Annotated in this window: 17 protein-coding genes; 8 read left to right on the top strand and 9 right to left on the bottom strand. The window is 52.5% G+C overall.

Annotation, left to right across the window (positions count from 1 at the left end; translation table 11 throughout):
• Window positions 1–18: 18 nt before the first annotated feature.
• From Q1M54_RS02950 to Q1M54_RS02935, 4 genes are all read right to left on the bottom strand, one after another.
• The gene (locus tag Q1M54_RS02950; RefSeq protein ID WP_300553673.1) at window positions 19–1,062 is read right to left on the bottom strand and encodes a tripartite tricarboxylate transporter substrate binding protein; all 1,044 of its coding nucleotides are present in this window, start codon (window positions 1,060–1,062) and stop codon (window positions 19–21) included.
• Window positions 1,063–1,168: 106 nt separating this feature from the next.
• Window positions 1,169–1,567: a cupin domain-containing protein gene (locus Q1M54_RS02945; RefSeq protein ID WP_300553670.1), complete on the bottom strand. Its 399-nt coding sequence runs from the start codon at window positions 1,565–1,567 to the stop codon at window positions 1,169–1,171.
• Between the two features lie 36 nt (window positions 1,568–1,603).
• On the bottom strand, window positions 1,604–2,674 hold the full coding sequence (locus Q1M54_RS02940; protein WP_300553667.1) for an Ldh family oxidoreductase: 1,071 nt from the start codon (window positions 2,672–2,674) through the stop codon (window positions 1,604–1,606).
• A gap of 9 nt (window positions 2,675–2,683) precedes the next feature.
• Complete coding sequence (locus tag Q1M54_RS02935) at window positions 2,684–3,664, bottom strand: tripartite tricarboxylate transporter substrate binding protein (RefSeq protein WP_300553664.1); 981 nt, start codon at window positions 3,662–3,664, stop codon at window positions 2,684–2,686.
• Window positions 3,665–3,788: 124 nt separating this feature from the next.
• On the opposite strand from Q1M54_RS02935, the gene Q1M54_RS02930 reads away from it, so the two are divergent.
• Entirely contained in the window at window positions 3,789–4,718 is a 930-nt protein-coding gene (locus tag Q1M54_RS02930) for a LysR family transcriptional regulator (RefSeq protein ID WP_300553661.1), read from the top strand.
• A 29-nt stretch (window positions 4,719–4,747) separates the two neighbouring features.
• Here the strand turns inward: Q1M54_RS02930 and Q1M54_RS02925 are convergent, their stop codons facing one another.
• Genes Q1M54_RS02925 through Q1M54_RS02915 form a run of 3 tightly spaced genes read right to left on the bottom strand, consistent with a single transcriptional unit; the run spans window position 4,748 to window position 6,206 of the window.
• Window positions 4,748–5,203 (bottom strand): BLUF domain-containing protein, encoded by a 456-nt coding sequence (locus Q1M54_RS02925; RefSeq protein WP_300553658.1) that lies wholly within the window; start codon window positions 5,201–5,203, stop codon window positions 4,748–4,750.
• A gap of 37 nt (window positions 5,204–5,240) precedes the next feature.
• Window positions 5,241–5,768, bottom strand: a complete 528-nt coding sequence (locus Q1M54_RS02920) for a demethoxyubiquinone hydroxylase family protein (protein ID WP_300553655.1) — start codon at window positions 5,766–5,768, stop codon at window positions 5,241–5,243.
• 48 nt (window positions 5,769–5,816) lie between these two features.
• The gene (locus tag Q1M54_RS02915; RefSeq protein ID WP_366146245.1) at window positions 5,817–6,206 is read right to left on the bottom strand and encodes a DUF411 domain-containing protein; all 390 of its coding nucleotides are present in this window, start codon (window positions 6,204–6,206) and stop codon (window positions 5,817–5,819) included.
• Window positions 6,207–6,660: 454 nt separating this feature from the next.
• On the opposite strand from Q1M54_RS02915, the gene Q1M54_RS02910 reads away from it, so the two are divergent.
• Both Q1M54_RS02910 and Q1M54_RS02905 read left to right on the top strand, forming a co-directional pair.
• On the top strand, window positions 6,661–7,647 hold the full coding sequence (locus Q1M54_RS02910) for a tripartite tricarboxylate transporter substrate-binding protein (protein WP_300553649.1): 987 nt from the start codon (window positions 6,661–6,663) through the stop codon (window positions 7,645–7,647).
• A gap of 70 nt (window positions 7,648–7,717) precedes the next feature.
• Complete coding sequence (locus Q1M54_RS02905; protein WP_300553647.1) at window positions 7,718–8,644, top strand: NAD(P)-dependent oxidoreductase; 927 nt, start codon at window positions 7,718–7,720, stop codon at window positions 8,642–8,644.
• Between the two features lie 98 nt (window positions 8,645–8,742).
• On the opposite strand, the gene Q1M54_RS02900 is transcribed toward Q1M54_RS02905, so the two are convergent.
• Window positions 8,743–9,168 (bottom strand): heme-binding protein, encoded by a 426-nt coding sequence (locus Q1M54_RS02900; protein ID WP_300553644.1) that lies wholly within the window; start codon window positions 9,166–9,168, stop codon window positions 8,743–8,745.
• A gap of 318 nt (window positions 9,169–9,486) precedes the next feature.
• Between Q1M54_RS02900 and Q1M54_RS02895 the strand changes: the two genes are divergently transcribed.
• Together Q1M54_RS02895 and Q1M54_RS02890 are read left to right on the top strand one after the other, a co-directional pair.
• On the top strand, window positions 9,487–10,263 hold the full coding sequence (locus Q1M54_RS02895; RefSeq protein ID WP_300553641.1) for an SDR family oxidoreductase: 777 nt from the start codon (window positions 9,487–9,489) through the stop codon (window positions 10,261–10,263).
• A 27-nt stretch (window positions 10,264–10,290) separates the two neighbouring features.
• The gene (locus Q1M54_RS02890; RefSeq protein WP_300553638.1) at window positions 10,291–11,199 is read left to right on the top strand and encodes an alpha/beta hydrolase; all 909 of its coding nucleotides are present in this window, start codon (window positions 10,291–10,293) and stop codon (window positions 11,197–11,199) included.
• A gap of 76 nt (window positions 11,200–11,275) precedes the next feature.
• Here Q1M54_RS02890 and Q1M54_RS02885 read toward each other — a convergent pair whose 3' ends face one another.
• Window positions 11,276–12,070, bottom strand: coding sequence for an IclR family transcriptional regulator C-terminal domain-containing protein (locus tag Q1M54_RS02885; protein ID WP_300553636.1), 795 nt, complete (start codon window positions 12,068–12,070; stop codon window positions 11,276–11,278).
• A 129-nt stretch (window positions 12,071–12,199) separates the two neighbouring features.
• Here Q1M54_RS02885 and Q1M54_RS02880 point away from each other — a divergent pair, with 129 nt between their 5' ends.
• Genes Q1M54_RS02880 through Q1M54_RS02870 form a run of 3 tightly spaced genes read left to right on the top strand, consistent with a single transcriptional unit; the run spans window position 12,200 to window position 14,897 of the window.
• Window positions 12,200–13,195 carry a tripartite tricarboxylate transporter substrate binding protein gene (locus Q1M54_RS02880; RefSeq protein WP_300553633.1) on the top strand — a complete coding sequence of 332 codons (996 nt, stop codon included), beginning with the start codon at window positions 12,200–12,202 and terminating at the stop codon, window positions 13,193–13,195.
• Window positions 13,196–13,203: 8 nt separating this feature from the next.
• Window positions 13,204–14,436 (top strand): aromatic ring-hydroxylating dioxygenase subunit alpha, encoded by a 1,233-nt coding sequence (locus Q1M54_RS02875; RefSeq protein WP_300553630.1) that lies wholly within the window; start codon window positions 13,204–13,206, stop codon window positions 14,434–14,436.
• On the top strand, window positions 14,433–14,897 hold the full coding sequence (locus Q1M54_RS02870) for a nuclear transport factor 2 family protein (RefSeq protein WP_300553628.1): 465 nt from the start codon (window positions 14,433–14,435) through the stop codon (window positions 14,895–14,897). The genes Q1M54_RS02875 and Q1M54_RS02870 overlap by 4 nt, the downstream gene beginning before the upstream one ends.
• Window positions 14,898–14,899: the final 2 nt, after the last annotated feature.

Raw genomic sequence — 14,899 nt, 5'->3', positions numbered from 1 at the left:
GTTCGCCTTTGGGTGGGTCTATTCAAGTTTGATGCCCAGTTGATCCACCATGCGTTTCCAATGCTGTAAGTCGGCACGAATGATTTGCTGGAATTCGGCTGGGGGCATGCCACCGGGCTCAATGCCTTGAGCTTTGAAAAGATCTCTCACTTCACGAGTTGCCAATGCAGCTTTCACTTCTGAATGCAAGCGATCTAAAGTGGCTTGGGGTGTGCCAGCTTTGGCCATTAAACCGTACCAAGCTCGGATATCAAAACCAGGATAACCCTGCTCAGCAATGCTGGGGACATCGGGCAGGCCTTCAAAACGACGGGCAGGTGCTACGGCCAAAGCACGCAGTTTTCCAGCTTGAATCTGGGACAAGGCCGAACTCATGTCCAAAAACATGAATTGCACTTGTCCACCCAACAAATCTTGCAATGCAGGACCGGCGCCTCGGTAGGGCACATGTGTGACCCGAATGTCTGCACGAGAGGCAAACATGGCTCCAGCCAAGTGAGCTGAAGTCCCGTTGCCAGAAGAGGCGTAAGCCATGGTGCCAGGTTTCGCTTTGGCTAGGGCCACCAAACCAGCCAGATCTTTGGCCGGGAAGTCGGGCTTGACCACCAGCGCATGAGGAATAAAACCCACTACCGTGACCGCACTGAAATCTCGGGCAATGTCATAGGGGTAATTGGGCATCAGCGCCGGATTGGTCACCGCCAAAATAGACGGAAACATGAGAGTGTGACCGTCTGCGGGTTGCCGGACGATTTCGCCGAAACCAATCAATCCCCCACCACCCGGCTTGTTGTCAACCACCACAGGCTGCCCCATCGATGCCGCCATGTTTTTACTGATCGCTCGGGCCATCAGGTCAGTGGGGCCGCCAGGTGCAAACGGCACCACCAAACGCACCGGCTTGTTCGGGAAATCAGTCGCATTGGATTGGGCATGGGCCTTGTGTGCAAAAGAACCCAGCACCATCACCGAGCTCAAAAACAATGCGCGAGCGAACCAGCGATCAGACCGATGCGCACCAGAGGGTAAGCCAGCAGTCTGGCATTGGAGGAAGAAAAGCATCTCGGTGTCTCCGTTTTTTTAATCAATTGTTGGGCCGAAGAAGCAGCTTTGGCTGAAACCCATTCCAGCCCCTGTGTCCACCTGCTGCCCATTCAAAAACAAACGTTTATTTGTTGTGCTCAGCGGTAATAGGCCTTGTCTCACCGCTTTCAGTCAACGTGCGCGTGGCGTTGACAGAGGCATAAGTCCAAAAAATCTTCATCGGCTCGGTGTCCGATTTGTTGCGAAAACGGTGTGGCACGTTGGGAGGGATAAAAGTGGTGTCATGCGGCTTGAGTTCATGCACCTCGCCATCTATGTCCAGAAAAGCATGCCCCGTCAGCAACATCACGCTTTCTTCACAGTTGTGTGAGTGAAAAGGAATGGCTGTTTTGGGCGCAAATTCGGTGATGCCGTTGATGAAAGTTGTAGCGCCCAATGCGGGCAGCACCAAAGGGGTTGTCCGCGCCCCACCGCCACGGTCATGGCTTTTGAGTTGATCAGGTTGTAGAACAGCGTGTTTCATAGGGACTCCTTAAAAGTTGCGCAGCTTAGCGCCAAATCATGCCAATTCGTCGTGATGCAAAGAGGCGATACCCAACTCCACAGCCAACGCATGGAGGTCGGCCACCAAAGCGGGCGCCAAGGGAATGCCATCACGCTGATATCGACCGCGTTTTTCGTGACTTTGTTCGCCGGGCACCCAAATCCGCTCAACACCGGGCAGCTTTTCACTGTTTCGCAAATCGCGCACCAAAGCATCGACCTGAAGTTTGAAATGCTCAGGGTCACCAAACGCTGACAAGTCAATCACCAGTATCGCTTGCCCTGTATTGGTCACGCTGACATGGTCTGCATTGAAGTCAATGACATCGCGCCCCATGGCAGCGCCGCCCAAGGTGCCCGCCAAAAGACCCACCACCAATGCCAGACCATAGCCTTTGTGTTCACCAATGGGCAACAAGAAACCATCGCCTGCTTTGTTGGGATCCAACAAAGGCTGGCCCTGACGGTCAATCATCCAGCCTGGCGGCATCATTTCTCCGCGCTTGGCTTTGGCTTTGACCTTGCCATACGCAGCGACCGTGGTCGCCATATCCAGAACAACAGGGGGTTCATCCAGCGTTGGAATACCTGCTGATATCGGGTTGGTTGACAGCAACATGTCTGTACCTCCCCATGGCGGCAAATGATTGGCGTTGCCCACAGCGAAATACAGACCCAACATGTTGTGCTGGAGTGGGCGCCGAGAATAAAGAGACGCAGGCCCGGCGTGGTTACTCCATCGCGTACTGACCCAAGCAACACCCGTTTCGCTGGCTTTTTGGATGGCCAAATCTACCGCTTGGGAAACCACCAAGTGCCCCATGCCATTGTCACCGTCCAAAACGGCCATGGCTGCCCGCTCTTGCACCACTCGAATTTTGGGGTTTTTATTGATACCGCCTGCGCGTATTCGCTTGATGTATTGAGGTAAACGGATGACACCGTGACCGTCAGATCCTTGCAAGTCAGCCTCAGCCATGAGCTGAGCAATCAGATGGGCATCCTTTTTTGGAATACCTTGGCTGATGAAGGCGGCTTCAATGAAAGATTGAAGCGCACCAAACGGAATATGAATAGAAGAACTCATCTGAAAATCTTAATCAGCACGGATGCCTTTTTCTTGGATCAGTTTGCGGTACAACTCAAATTGGGTGCGGGTCGCTGCACCGAACTCAGCTGGGGTGGTGCCCCGGGGAGTGACGCCCAAACCGATGAGTTTTTCGCGTGTCGCTGGATCGTTCATGGCTTTGCGCGACTCCTCGCTGAGTCTGTCCACGATGAACTTGGGTGTTCCAGCAGGTGCGACCATCGCAAACCACGAATTGAACGTAAAGTCTTTCAGGCCTGCTTCGGTGAATGTAGGCGTCTGAGGGTATTGGACCAAACGAGCGGGTGTTGAAACTGCCAAAAGTCTGAGCTTGCCCGACTGAATCAAAGCAGTCACGGTGCCGAGACCTTGCATGGCGGCATCGACCTCGCCTGCAGCCACAGCAACGGCAGCAGGTGTTGCCCCTTTGTAAGGCACATGCATCAAATCAACATTGGCCCGGTTGGCCACCAACGCCATACCAATGTGCTGGGGGCTACCGTTTCCACCAGAACTGTAGTTGAGCTTGTTGGGGCTTGCTTTGGCCGCATTTAAAAAATCAGACAATGTTTTGTAGGGTCCATCCGCCTTGACGACCAAACCCCATTCAATGGTGCCCACCAAAGAAATGGGCTCAAAGTCAGTCAACGCGTTCCAAGGCATCTTGGGAATGAGATGCGGAACCATGGTCAAAATGCTGTCGTTATAGCCGCCAATGGTGTAACCGTCAGGTGCCGCTCGGGCCACACGCTCGGCGCCAATCAAACCAGAAGAGCCGGTGATGTTTTCGATCACAAAGCCTTGCCCCATGTTTTCAGCCATCTTCAGTGTCAACACACGAGCTGCATTGTCAACAGCACTGCCTGCAGCCAACGGAATGATCATCCTGATGGGTTTTTGCGGATAGGCCGTCTGCGCACTGCAAATAGCGCCTATGCCCCATAAAGCCAGCCAAGCAAGCGTACGGATCTTTTTAATTTGTTGATTCACTCTTTGTCTCCAAACGGGTTGATTAAAACAACACACATCAAGATTAAAAGTTGATTTCGGTGCTGTCCAATACTCTTTTCATTTTTTGCCATAGCATATTGAAATAACACAAAGCCATGAATCCATGCATTTGCGAACTATTCAATACTTTTTAGCCATTGCTGACGCTGGCAGCTTGACCGCAGCAGCAGCGGCGATCCCCTTGGCACAGCCAGCCCTCACGCGTCAAATGCGTGATCTTGAAAAAGACATGGGAGTTCAACTTTTGCAACGCCTGCCAAGAGGCGTCCTGTTGACCCCTGCTGGCGTGACTTTTTACGAGTCCGCCCAGAGGATCCTGAACGAAGCGGCCATGCTTCGGCAACGTTTGTCGCACCAGAAAAACAACCAACACGCCCGAGTAGTTCTGGGAGTGTCGCCCACCTTGGCAAGGGTTTTGCTGCCCGGGTTGCTCGAAAACTGCTTCAATATTTTGGACAAAGTCGAATTGAGAACGCGTGAGGCGTTTACACCCGCCTTGATGGATTGGCTCGAAAAAGGCGTGATCGATATGGCCATCATGACCAACCCGGGCCCTGGTCGAAACTTCTCCTATTTGCCTCTTTTGGGTGAACCCTTCGCATTGGTTTCCAACAAATCCATGCGCTTGGGGTCGGTTGTGTCGATCCATCATTTAATACGAATTCCGCTGCTGATGACCAGTTTGCACCGCCACTTGGTTGAGAAGCAAATGCAAGCTCTGGGCATGCAGCTGAATGTCCACTCGGAAATTGATTCCGTTGACTCTATTCGCGAATTGATTTCGCGTGGACCATGGGCAACCGTCATGCCCGTGTCGGTTTTCAAAGACCTGCCTGTCGACACCCACATCACCATGTCAGAAATCTCTGGCATTCAAATCAACAGAATGCTGGTGCTGGCCACCCGAATGAATGCAAAGAGCAGTCAAGAACTGAGTCAGGTTCAAGAACTGGTTGAATCCGAAGTTTCACGCTTGATGCGACACGGTGTGTTCAGCTTTGGCGGCTCATCACCGGCCAATCTGGGGGTTTAAAACCGACGCCATCAGACAATTGGATTTTTTCAAGCCTGGGGCGGGCGACTTTTGAGTTCTCGCAGCAGCAAAGACAGCATCTGCTTTTGTTTGTCGTCAGAGGCTTCTTTCAGGGCACCCTCCAGGACGACGCTGATCTCAGACGCCTCCACCAGCTCCATGTCCCAATCCGGGAACAATCGGTCACGCATTTCGTCCTCTTCACTCAGCACAACCACATTCAAATGGCGAGGGTCATCCGCAATGATCTTCATCAGGCTAGAAACGTTATCCCGGGGACCTTCGAGCCATTGGAAGAATATTCCACTGCCATACACCAACAAACCCGTGATGCCATAGCGCGGGTTGTGATGTTTGGCCGTGGCAATGATCTTGCCCACTTCACCAGGCTGCATCGCGGGTGCCGCTAGGCTGCAATAAATGAGGTTGTAAAGGGACCGCCCCTCAAGACCCTCATCATGCTGCGTACTTGGGGTGTGATGCATGAATTTTTCCTTGTGATTGTTTAGAGTCTTGGCGCCATTAAACACGTCGAGCCAAAACCACCGCCACTTCAGAGCCCCAACCCACAGTCCAACACCACGCCCGTAGAAACCAAGGACGCAATGGACCCGCCAATACTGCTGCCTCATCCCTGTGGTGTTGTTCGTCAGCTTGACACTTGACCAACATCTCTAACAAACCTTCAGGACCGCCATGTTGGTTGATGTGATCGATCTGCTGTTGGTAATGTCGGTCAACAAAGGTTTCAACCGCTTCGATCGTGGCGTAGACAGCATGCGATCCGAACAATGCGGGCAAAGCACCCGTCAGCCAACCTGCCAAACGCCAAGGTCCTAAAAGAGAACTTCGCAAGCTCACTGGCAACCACACCTCGACCAATGCCAAGTGCTCTGCCTCGGTTGTGCCGTGCATGTGTGCAAAAGCAAGCATTTGTGGGTCTCCTCGCCACTGAGCAACCGCCGCGATGCCTCGGTAAATGCTCACCGCGCCGGTTTCACCAGCATGGTCAGAGCGCAACTCACGCTCTAAAAATAGGGACAGAGGCATTGACAACATAAAACCCAAATGGTCCCCCAGCACTTGCGGGACAACTGGTTAGACCATTCGCCCATGGGCGGGGTAACGCTGAAAGCTTTTGAAAGTGCCATCTTTTTGCACCAGCAGCACATCAAAGGCGTCTTTTTTGCCCTTGTATTCTGGGCCATCCATACCAGGACTGCCAATGGGCATGCCGGGCACAGAAAGGCCCAAAGCAAGCGGGCGCTCTTTGAGTAAACGGCGAATATCGGCCGCGGGAACATGCCCCTCAATGACGTAACCTTGAACAGTCGCGGTGTGGCAAGAACCTAATTTTTCAGGCATGCCCAATCTTTGACGAGCAGCGGTATTGCCCACATCGCGCACATTGACCTTGAACCCATTGGCCTGCAAATGCTCCACCCACAGTTGGCAGCAACCACAATTGGGATCTTTCCAAATTTCCATCGTGGTCGATTGAGCGAATGCGGTTGTTTGCAAGATCGACGTCGACAATCCCGTTAAAAAAGCGGCTTGGAGCCATTGGCGTCTTTGCATGGTGGTTTTAAAAGGTGATGTCAGATGACACCATCATGCACCCTGGGCAATGCCCCCTGCCCCAATAAGCCAAATGCGTTGTGTATCGGATGGGTCATGAGTCCAATCGGACTAAAGATGGTCGCCGATCAGGCCATACCCATTTTGGCGATGCCAGTTTCAATTATCTGCACTGCGGCTTGGCCCTGTAACCTGCGCGTCTTGCTTCAGGAATGACACTGTGTACAAACATGGTTCTGCCATTCAAGTTGTTTTCCATGTTGAATATTTTCAAACATGAGGTTGTGACTTGTCTGTTGTTCAGAGGGAGCGGCTCTCCCTGTCAATTTGCTTGGATTCATCAATAAATCTGGAGACCTGTCTTATGAAACGTCGTGAATTACTGACACAAGCGGCGGCTGCAGCCACCGGCCTGGCACTGCCCAATGCTTTTGCGCAAACAGCGAGTTACCCGAACCGCCCAATACGTTTGATCGTTCCCTTCCCTGCCGGTGTGTCTCCTGACGTGGTGGCCCGGTTGATCGGCGACAAACTGAGCAATGCCATGGGCCAGCCCGTGCTGATCGACAATCGCCCCGGAGCCGGCGGCATGATTGGCGCTTTGGCTGCAGCGGCCACGCCGGCTGACGGCTACACCTTGTTTTACAGTGTCAAGGCGTCACACGCGATCGCACCCAATGTGTACCGCGATCCCAAGTACAACCCACCTCGTGACTTCAAAGCCGTTAGCCAACTGCTGCTGGTTCCGCATGTGTTGACCGCCACCCTCAAAGCGCCCTATAACAACATGCGAGAGCTGGTCGACTACGCCAAAAAGAATCCCGGCAAAATCGACTTCGCTTCCCTGGGTGTGGGCTCTCAGCCCCATGTGGCTTTAGAAGCTTGGTCGCAAAGACTGGGCATCAAGCTCAACCATGTGCCCTACAAAACCAACCCTTCACCCGATGTGATGAGCGGCGTGATCAGCCTGTCGGTAGAAGCCTCCACTACAGCCATTCCATTGATCAAAACAGGCAAAGTCAAGGCACTGGGTATTTCAGGTGCTCAGCGCATCCCCAGTTTGCCAGATGTGCCCACCATGACCGAATTTGATGCCAACCTCGATGTCAACGGTGTGATCGGAAGCTCTTGGCACGGTATTTTTGCCCCAACGGGTACGCCCAACGATGTGATCGCCAAGCTCAATGCTGAGATCGTCAAGATCGTCAAAACGCCCGAAATTCAAGCCCGGATGTTGGACTTGGGCCTGACGCCCACCGGCACGACCTCGGCAGCGTTGGACGCAGTGGCCAACTCTGACTACGCCTTTTGGAACAAAGTGGTCAACGACCTGAACATCAAAGTGGATTGAAGACGTCCAGTGATTGTTTTGCGTTCAACAGCGTTTACCCTAAGGTCAATTTGACCGCTGGGCTCGGCTCATGACCCAACTTGCTTCCAAACTGCTAAAAAACCAACCCATCCTGCCCATCAAACGCATAGGCGTCTTGGGCGTTGGAATCATGGGATTGGCCATGGCCACCAACTTGGTCAAAGCCGGCTTTCAAGTGTCCGGCTATGACCCCAATCCCAAAGCGCTCAAGCGACTGAAAGCTGCAGGCGGCAAAGCGCAGCCCAACGCCGCTGCAATGGCTGCTGAAGTGGACGTGATCATTTGCGCTTTACCCGGACCGCAGGCATTGCATGAGGCCATCCAACAGATCGTTGCCAGTGGCAACCGTCAACTCGTCGTGATGGAAACCAGCACACTGGATATTCAAGACAAAAAGACGGCGCGTGAAGCTCTTAAGACACACTCGATCGTGATGCTCGACTGCCCCTTATCGGGTACAGGGGCTCAAGCTGCAGTCAAAGATCTCACCGTGTATGCGAGTGGGCCAAGATCGGTCATACGACGCTTGACGCCGGTTTTTGAGGGCTTTGCCAAGAACTGCTTCGATCTGGGGCAGTTTGGCAACGGCATGAAGATGAAGCTGATGGCCAATTTGCTGGTTGCTGTTCACAACGTAGCCACCGCAGAAGCTCTTTTGCTGGGGCAACGTTGGGGGATTGCACCGTCGAGAGCCGTCAAGGTGCTCAGCGACGGCGCTGGAGGCTCTCGCATGCTGCAAATAAGAGGGCCTCTGATGGAAAATGAAGGTTGGACCCATGCCACCATGAAAGTGGCGATTTGGCAAAAAGACATGGCCCTGATTGCTTCTGCATTGGCTGAAGCCCAAGTGCCAGCTCCGGTCTTCTCGTCGACTGTTCCGGTTTATAACGCGGCCATGGCTTTGGGTCACGGCGAACACGACACAGCGTCGGTTTTCAACGTCTTGTCGAGAATGTCATCTTCAACATCTAAGTGACCATAATGCCAGCGCCTGAGCGCAACGCCTCTCCGCGGTCAGACCCTGAAGCCAAGTATCAGTGGACATCTCACGATGTCTAGATCAGATGAGGCTGTTTAGCCTGCAAACAAACCGACCGCTTGAATGCCGGATACGCAAATCTGCTCATCTTCATCGCCAGTGCCTCCACTGGCTCCAGCCGCACCCAGAATTTGACCGCTTGCATCCTTGATCAGAACTGCGCCAGGTTGCGCTAAAAATTTACCTTCTGCAGTGGCGGCCAATGCAACGAAAAAGTTAGGATTGTCTTTGGCGCGTTCAGCCAAAGCGCGGCTTGACGAACCCATGCCCACAGCACCCCACGCCTTCCCTCTTGCAATGTCAAAGCGGAACATGCTAGCGCCGTCTTCTCGTACAAAAGCCATCAACTGTCCAGATGCATCGAGAACCACAACACCCATCGGTTTGAACTGGGCCGACCGCGCAGCGCTGAGCGCGCCTTGACATATTTTGAGTGCTTGTTCGCAGGTCAATGTATTCACGATGATTCCTTGTTTATAAAAATTTGAAGCCCATCAGACTACCAGAACGTACCATGAAGCTTGTCTTATTTTTGACAAGAATGGATGGGTTGATGAGCTGACAACAAGCTATCGCTGCGATAGGCCAATTCACAGAGGACTCTGGTTATTTACAGGTCTTGAGTTTTCGCCAAAAGAGTGGCTTGGTGCACAACCAACAGTCTCGATTTTGCGCTCTGCTGTCGCTCAGAAATGCTTGATTTGCCGCTCAGAAAATTCTTATGATTGCCAAACAAGCTGATTCAATGAAACTTTTTTGACCGAATGAAAGGCACCGTGATGAATCAAACGCCAAGTCCTCAGCAGCGCATTGCCATGGTGACCGGTGGCGCCATGGGTATCGGTGCAGAAGTTTGTGCGCACCTCTCGGCAGCAGGCCACTTTGTTTTGGTGGCCGACCAAAACATACAAGAGGCCACAGCAACTGCACATCGCCTGTCAGGGCTTGGCGGCAAAGCCATGGCGGTGAGTCTCGATGTGGGATCTTCAGAATCCATTGCCCAAACTTTTTCGGTGATTGGAAATGACTTTGGCCGCTGCGACATGCTGGTTAACTGTGCCGGCATCGCCAAAGTTTTTCCTTTTTTAGACTTCCCGCTTGATCATTTTGTCGCCACGATGAATGTCAATGTCACGGGGACACTGCTTTGCTCACAAGCCGCAGCGCGGCTTATGCTGCCCAATCAATGGGGCCGCATTGTCAACATCGCTTCTGTGGCAGGCATCAGAGCGGTTGGCTCCGGGCGAACAGCCTACGGAACATCCAAAGCCGCTGTCATCGCTTTGACGCGACAAATGGCCGTTGAATTGGCTGACCACGGCATCACAGCCAATGCAGTCGCGCCAGGTCCAGTGGATACACCCATGACCCGCACTTTGCACAACGATAGATTCCGCGAGGAATACACCAAAGCCATCCCCATGAACCGTTACGGATCCACCACAGAAATAGCCGCCGCGGTCATGTATCTGGTGTCTGAAGCCGCTGCTTACACATCGGGTATTGTCTTACCGGTTGACGGTGGTTTTCTGGCTTCTGGCGCACGCAGCCTTTGATTTTGACAAACCGAATCGAAAGAAAACATGGTTCCTGCACTTCAATTTGTGGACACATCCTTGTTGCGCATAGGCTATGAGGAGTGGAATCCAGATGCGTCTCGGACAGTGATCTTGCTCCACGGATGGCCTGACAGTCCCCGCACTTGGGCTGCCATTGCACCAGGCTTAGCCGAAGCTGGTTGGCGCGTGCTGGTTCCAGCACTCCGCGGTTTTTTGCCCACTCGGTTTTTAAATGACGAAACGCCACGCACGGGTCAACTTGCATCACTGGGTTGTGACTTGCTTGAGTTCATTGACGCGCTTGGCCTCAAAACACCTGCACTGGTAGGTCACGATTGGGGCGCACGGGCAGTGGCCATTGCCTGCGGTCTGAGGCCTGGTGTTGCCAGTCATTTGGTCATGTTGTCAGTAGCCTACGGTACCAACGATCCTGCGCAGACATTGAGCATGTTACAGGTCCGCAATTATTGGTACCACTGGTTCATGGCAACACCTCGGGGCCAGCAAACCGTCCGAGAAGACGGACGCCATTTTGCCCAAACCATGTGGGACACGTGGTCTCCAGCGGGTTGGTATTCACAAGAAGAGTTTGCGGCCACTGCGCAAGCTTTTGACAACGCCGATTGGGCAGACATCACGCTGCACTCTTACTGCCACCGATGGGGGCATGCGCCTGCAGATCCGCGTTATGCCAGCGAAGAAATGCTCCTGAACCCGGCACCCGTCTTAGAAGTCCCCACTTTATTGCTGCATGGCGATGCAGATGGCGTGAATCATCCCAGCAGCAGTTTGGGTAAAGAAATATTTTTCCGCGGTCTTTACCAACGCGTATTGATTGCCGACGCGGGTCACTTTCCGCAGCGTGAAAAACCAGCAGATGTGCTTGCGACCCTACTCGGTTTTATGAATCAAAAAAATCAATCGAAGGCGTGAGCTTGTGTGACGCAATTTTGGTCATCAAGAATTGGCCCACAGCCATTCACACACAGCACGCGAACAGGCTGCTTGGTCAAATTAAGACCGTCAGTTTTTGTTTGGCCCTCTCTAATTCGGGCAACAACTTTTCGATGATTTTTGCAATGTCCATTCGGCTTGTCGCAACCGACAAACTCATGGCGGCAACGACTCGACCTTGTCTGTCGCTGATGGGGACTGCTATCGATCTCAATCCCAACTCTAATTCTTGATCACAAATTGCGTAGCCCTGCTGCTTGGCCAACTCAATCTGACCCAGCACATCGGCAATTTGAGTTTTGGTCTTGGCTGTCAGCATCGGACGGTTCATTCTGTTCAAAATGAACAAGGTCCAGTCCTTGGGCTGGCCCGCGAGCAAAACTCGCCCGGTTGCGCTCGCATAGGCTGGCAACCGTGCACCTGCGCTCAGCCCCACAGACAAACTTCTTCGGTGTGTTGCCCTCGCCACAAAAACAACGTCTTGCATGTCTAAAACAGCCATGGAAGCAGATTCCCTGGTGGTTTCAGCTGCCATCTCTAATATAGGTTGCGCCAGACGCGTCAAATCATCACTGAGAACGAAGGCCGAACCCAATCTCAAGGCGCGTGGGGCTAATTGAAATTGCCGTCCTGTTTGCAAGGCATAGCCCAAACGGCACAGTGTATGCAATGAGCGCCGAACCGAAGCCTTGGTGTTTCCTGTCATCTCGGAGATTTCAGTCAATGTCGCCGAAGCACGTAAACGACCAAAAGCTTCAATGATGGCCAAGCCTTTTTCCAGCGCAATCACATAGTCTCGGTCAACAACTGCTGCCGAATCGGTCTCATTTTGATCACGCCCATGTTTCACGATACACCCCATCAGTTCGCTGTGCGAACATTATTTGTGATTTTCTTGATTTGACCCGTCACCAAGCCTAAACTTTCTCGGCGTGAAGTTTTTCATGTTGCCCCCTGAATCCATCCATCAAAGGAAATCATGACCCATTCAAAAATGGCCATCCAACGCCGAATCGTCATTTCATCCATGGTCTTGGGCATGTGCTCAATGATGTCGACCCCTACATTTGCGCAAACCGACTCAACAGCGAAACCCTTGCGCATGGTGGTTCCATTTCCCGCTGGAGGTACAGCCGATGTGCTGCCCAGGATCTTGGCCGAAAAAATGCGCGATGCCTATCCAGCAGGTATCTTGATTGAAAACCGAACAGGCGCCGGCGGGAATGTGGGGGGGGAATTCGTCGCGCGAGCAGAACCTGATGGCACGACTTTGTTGGTATCGCCGCCAGGCCCTGTGGCGATCAACCACAACCTTTACAAGACCATGACGTTTGATCCCACGAAATGGGTACCCATCACGGTGATCGCAACGGTTCCAAACGTCTTGGCGGTATCGAACAAACTGCCCGTCAGTAACTTCAATGAATTTGTGGCTTACTTGAAAGCCAACCCTGAAAAAGTTTCATATGCATCTCAGGGCAACGGGTCGACTTCGCATCTGACCGCCAACCTTTTCATGCAATTGACTGGTACCCGAATGCTTCACGTTCCTTACCGTGGCACAGCACCCGCATTGAACGATTTGGTCAGTGGTCAGGTGGATGTTTTCTTTGACAACATTGCATCATCCGCGCAATTTCACACCGCAAAGCGCATCAAAGTTTTGGCTGTGGCAGACACGCGTCGCTCGCGAGCATTGCCAGATGTTTCAACTTTTTCAGAGCTGAATCTACCGGCCATGCAGGCGGTAACTTTTTTCAGCGTGGTTGCCCCGCCCGGCACCCCTGCGACCGTCGCCCGGCGAATTCACGGCCAACTCGCTGCTGCCATGGCATTGCCTGATGTGAAAGAAAAATTCGCAGCCCAGGGTGCAGAGCCAGGAGGTCAAACACCTGAGAACACTGCCACCTTCATTCAAAACGAATCGGCCAAGTGGAAGAAAGTGATCAGCACAGCCAATGTGACCTTGGATTGATCGAACCCATGCAAATCAAAGCGATCCAATGGGCAAAAGAACTGAGCAGGGTCCCTTATGCCGTTTATGCCGACACGAACGTCAGAGACATTGAAGAGGCTCAAATTTTCCAAGGTCCAACATGGAATTACCTTTGCCTAGAAGCTGAACTGACAGAGCCTGGCTGCTACAGAACCACGTTTGTGGGGGAAACACCCGTGATCGTGGTTCGCGACAACGATGGTGAAATTTATGCATTCGAAAATCGTTGCGCCCATCGTGGCGCATTGATCGCTTTAGAAAAATCTGGAAAAGCCGACAGCTTTCAGTGTGTTTATCATGCCTGGACATACAACCGACAGGGCGACTTGACTGGGGTTGCATTTGAAAAAGGTGTGCGCGGTCAAGGAGGCATGGGTGAAAGCTTCTGCAAATCAGACCATGGTCCAAGAAAACTCAGAGTCGCCACTTTTTGTGGGCTGATCTTTGCCAGCTTCGACGAAGATGTACCTCCCATTGAAGAATATTTGGGCGAAGAAATCTGCGACCGCATTGAACGCGTGCTGCATAAACCTGTCAAGGTGATTGGACGATTTACACAAGCCCTGCCAAACGATTGGAAGCTGTATTGTGAAAACGTGAGGGACAGCTATCACGCCAGTCTTTTGCACATGTTCTTCACCACCTTTGAGATCAATCGCCTGTCTCAAAAGGGCGGCGTGATTGTTGACGAATCGGGTGGCAACCATGTGAGCTTTTCCATGATTGACCCTGCCGCCAAGGACACCTCTTACAAGGATCAAGGACTGCGTTCGGACCAAGATCGTTATCGGCTCAAAGACACCAGTTTATTGGCAGGATTCAACGAATGGCCGGATGGCATCAGTTTACAAATTCTGTCTGTTTTTCCTGGTTTTGTGCTTCAACAAATTCAGAACTGCTTGGCCGTTAGGCAGTTACTGCCCAAGGGCCATGAACGAAGTGAACTGAACTGGGTGTACCTCGGCTTTGAGGACGATACGCCAGATCAACTCAAAGCGCGGCTCAAACAAAGCAACCTGGTTGGCCCTGCTGGTTTCATATCCATGGAGGACGGTGCTGTGGGCGGTTTTGTCCAAAGAGGTATTACCGGTGCAAACGACAAGCAAGCGGTTGTTGAAATGGGCGGTCACGATGTCGCCAGTGGAGAAGGTCGAGCCACAGAAACTTCGGTCAGGGGATTTTGGAAAGCATATCGCCATCACATGGGTATCCAAGAATGATCGACTTATTGAGTTTGATGGCTTTTCAGGCCGCTTATGCCTCCACCATTGACAGTGATCAACTTGAACTGTGGCCTGATTTTTTCACGCACGACACTTTTTACCGAATAACGCATGTCGAAAACGAAATGGAGAACTTGCCTGCAGGCATCGTGTGGGCTGACTCGCGCCACATGCTCGAGGACCGTGTTGCGGCGCTGCGTGAGGCCAATATCTATGAAAAACAACGCTACCGACACCTGATGGGCATACCCCTGCTGAAGTCTGCAGACTCCAGCTTTGCAACCGCTGACACACCTTTCATGGTGGCAAGAATCATGGCCAGTGGTGAAACTGAACTTTTTGCGACCGGGGTTTACAGAGATCGCTTTGTCAAACAAGACGGTCGTCTGCTTTTGGCCGAGCGCGTGGTGGTGTGCGACAGCACTGTCACCGACACGCTGATGGCATTGCCACTGTGAGC

Origin of the sequence: Limnohabitans sp. Rim8 (genome assembly GCF_943326455.1) — a bacterium.
GTDB lineage: Bacteria > Pseudomonadota > Gammaproteobacteria > Burkholderiales > Burkholderiaceae_C > Limnohabitans_A.
Note: the sequence above shows the minus strand (reverse complement) of the source record. Positions and strands in the feature narration are given on the sequence as shown.

Coding starts and splice junctions, on each gene's coding strand:
- Q1M54_RS02890 (WP_300553638.1), top strand. CDS start 10,291: ATGGTTCCTGCACTTCAATTTGTGGACACATCCTTGTTGCGCATAGGC.
- Q1M54_RS02950 (WP_300553673.1), bottom strand. CDS start 1,062: ATGCTTTTCTTCCTCCAATGCCAGACTGCTGGCTTACCCTCTGGTGCG.
- Q1M54_RS02880 (WP_300553633.1), top strand. CDS start 12,200: ATGACCCATTCAAAAATGGCCATCCAACGCCGAATCGTCATTTCATCC.
- Q1M54_RS02905 (WP_300553647.1), top strand. CDS start 7,718: ATGACCCAACTTGCTTCCAAACTGCTAAAAAACCAACCCATCCTGCCC.
- Q1M54_RS02910 (WP_300553649.1), top strand. CDS start 6,661: ATGAAACGTCGTGAATTACTGACACAAGCGGCGGCTGCAGCCACCGGC.
- Q1M54_RS02895 (WP_300553641.1), top strand. CDS start 9,487: ATGAATCAAACGCCAAGTCCTCAGCAGCGCATTGCCATGGTGACCGGT.
- Q1M54_RS02920 (WP_300553655.1), bottom strand. CDS start 5,768: ATGCCTCTGTCCCTATTTTTAGAGCGTGAGTTGCGCTCTGACCATGCT.
- Q1M54_RS02945 (WP_300553670.1), bottom strand. CDS start 1,567: ATGAAACACGCTGTTCTACAACCTGATCAACTCAAAAGCCATGACCGT.
- Q1M54_RS02875 (WP_300553630.1), top strand. CDS start 13,204: ATGCAAATCAAAGCGATCCAATGGGCAAAAGAACTGAGCAGGGTCCCT.
- Q1M54_RS02925 (WP_300553658.1), bottom strand. CDS start 5,203: ATGCATCACACCCCAAGTACGCAGCATGATGAGGGTCTTGAGGGGCGG.
- Q1M54_RS02870 (WP_300553628.1), top strand. CDS start 14,433: ATGATCGACTTATTGAGTTTGATGGCTTTTCAGGCCGCTTATGCCTCC.
- Q1M54_RS02930 (WP_300553661.1), top strand. CDS start 3,789: ATGCATTTGCGAACTATTCAATACTTTTTAGCCATTGCTGACGCTGGC.
- Q1M54_RS02940 (WP_300553667.1), bottom strand. CDS start 2,674: ATGAGTTCTTCTATTCATATTCCGTTTGGTGCGCTTCAATCTTTCATT.
- Q1M54_RS02915 (WP_366146245.1), bottom strand. CDS start 6,206: ATGGAAATTTGGAAAGATCCCAATTGTGGTTGCTGCCAACTGTGGGTG.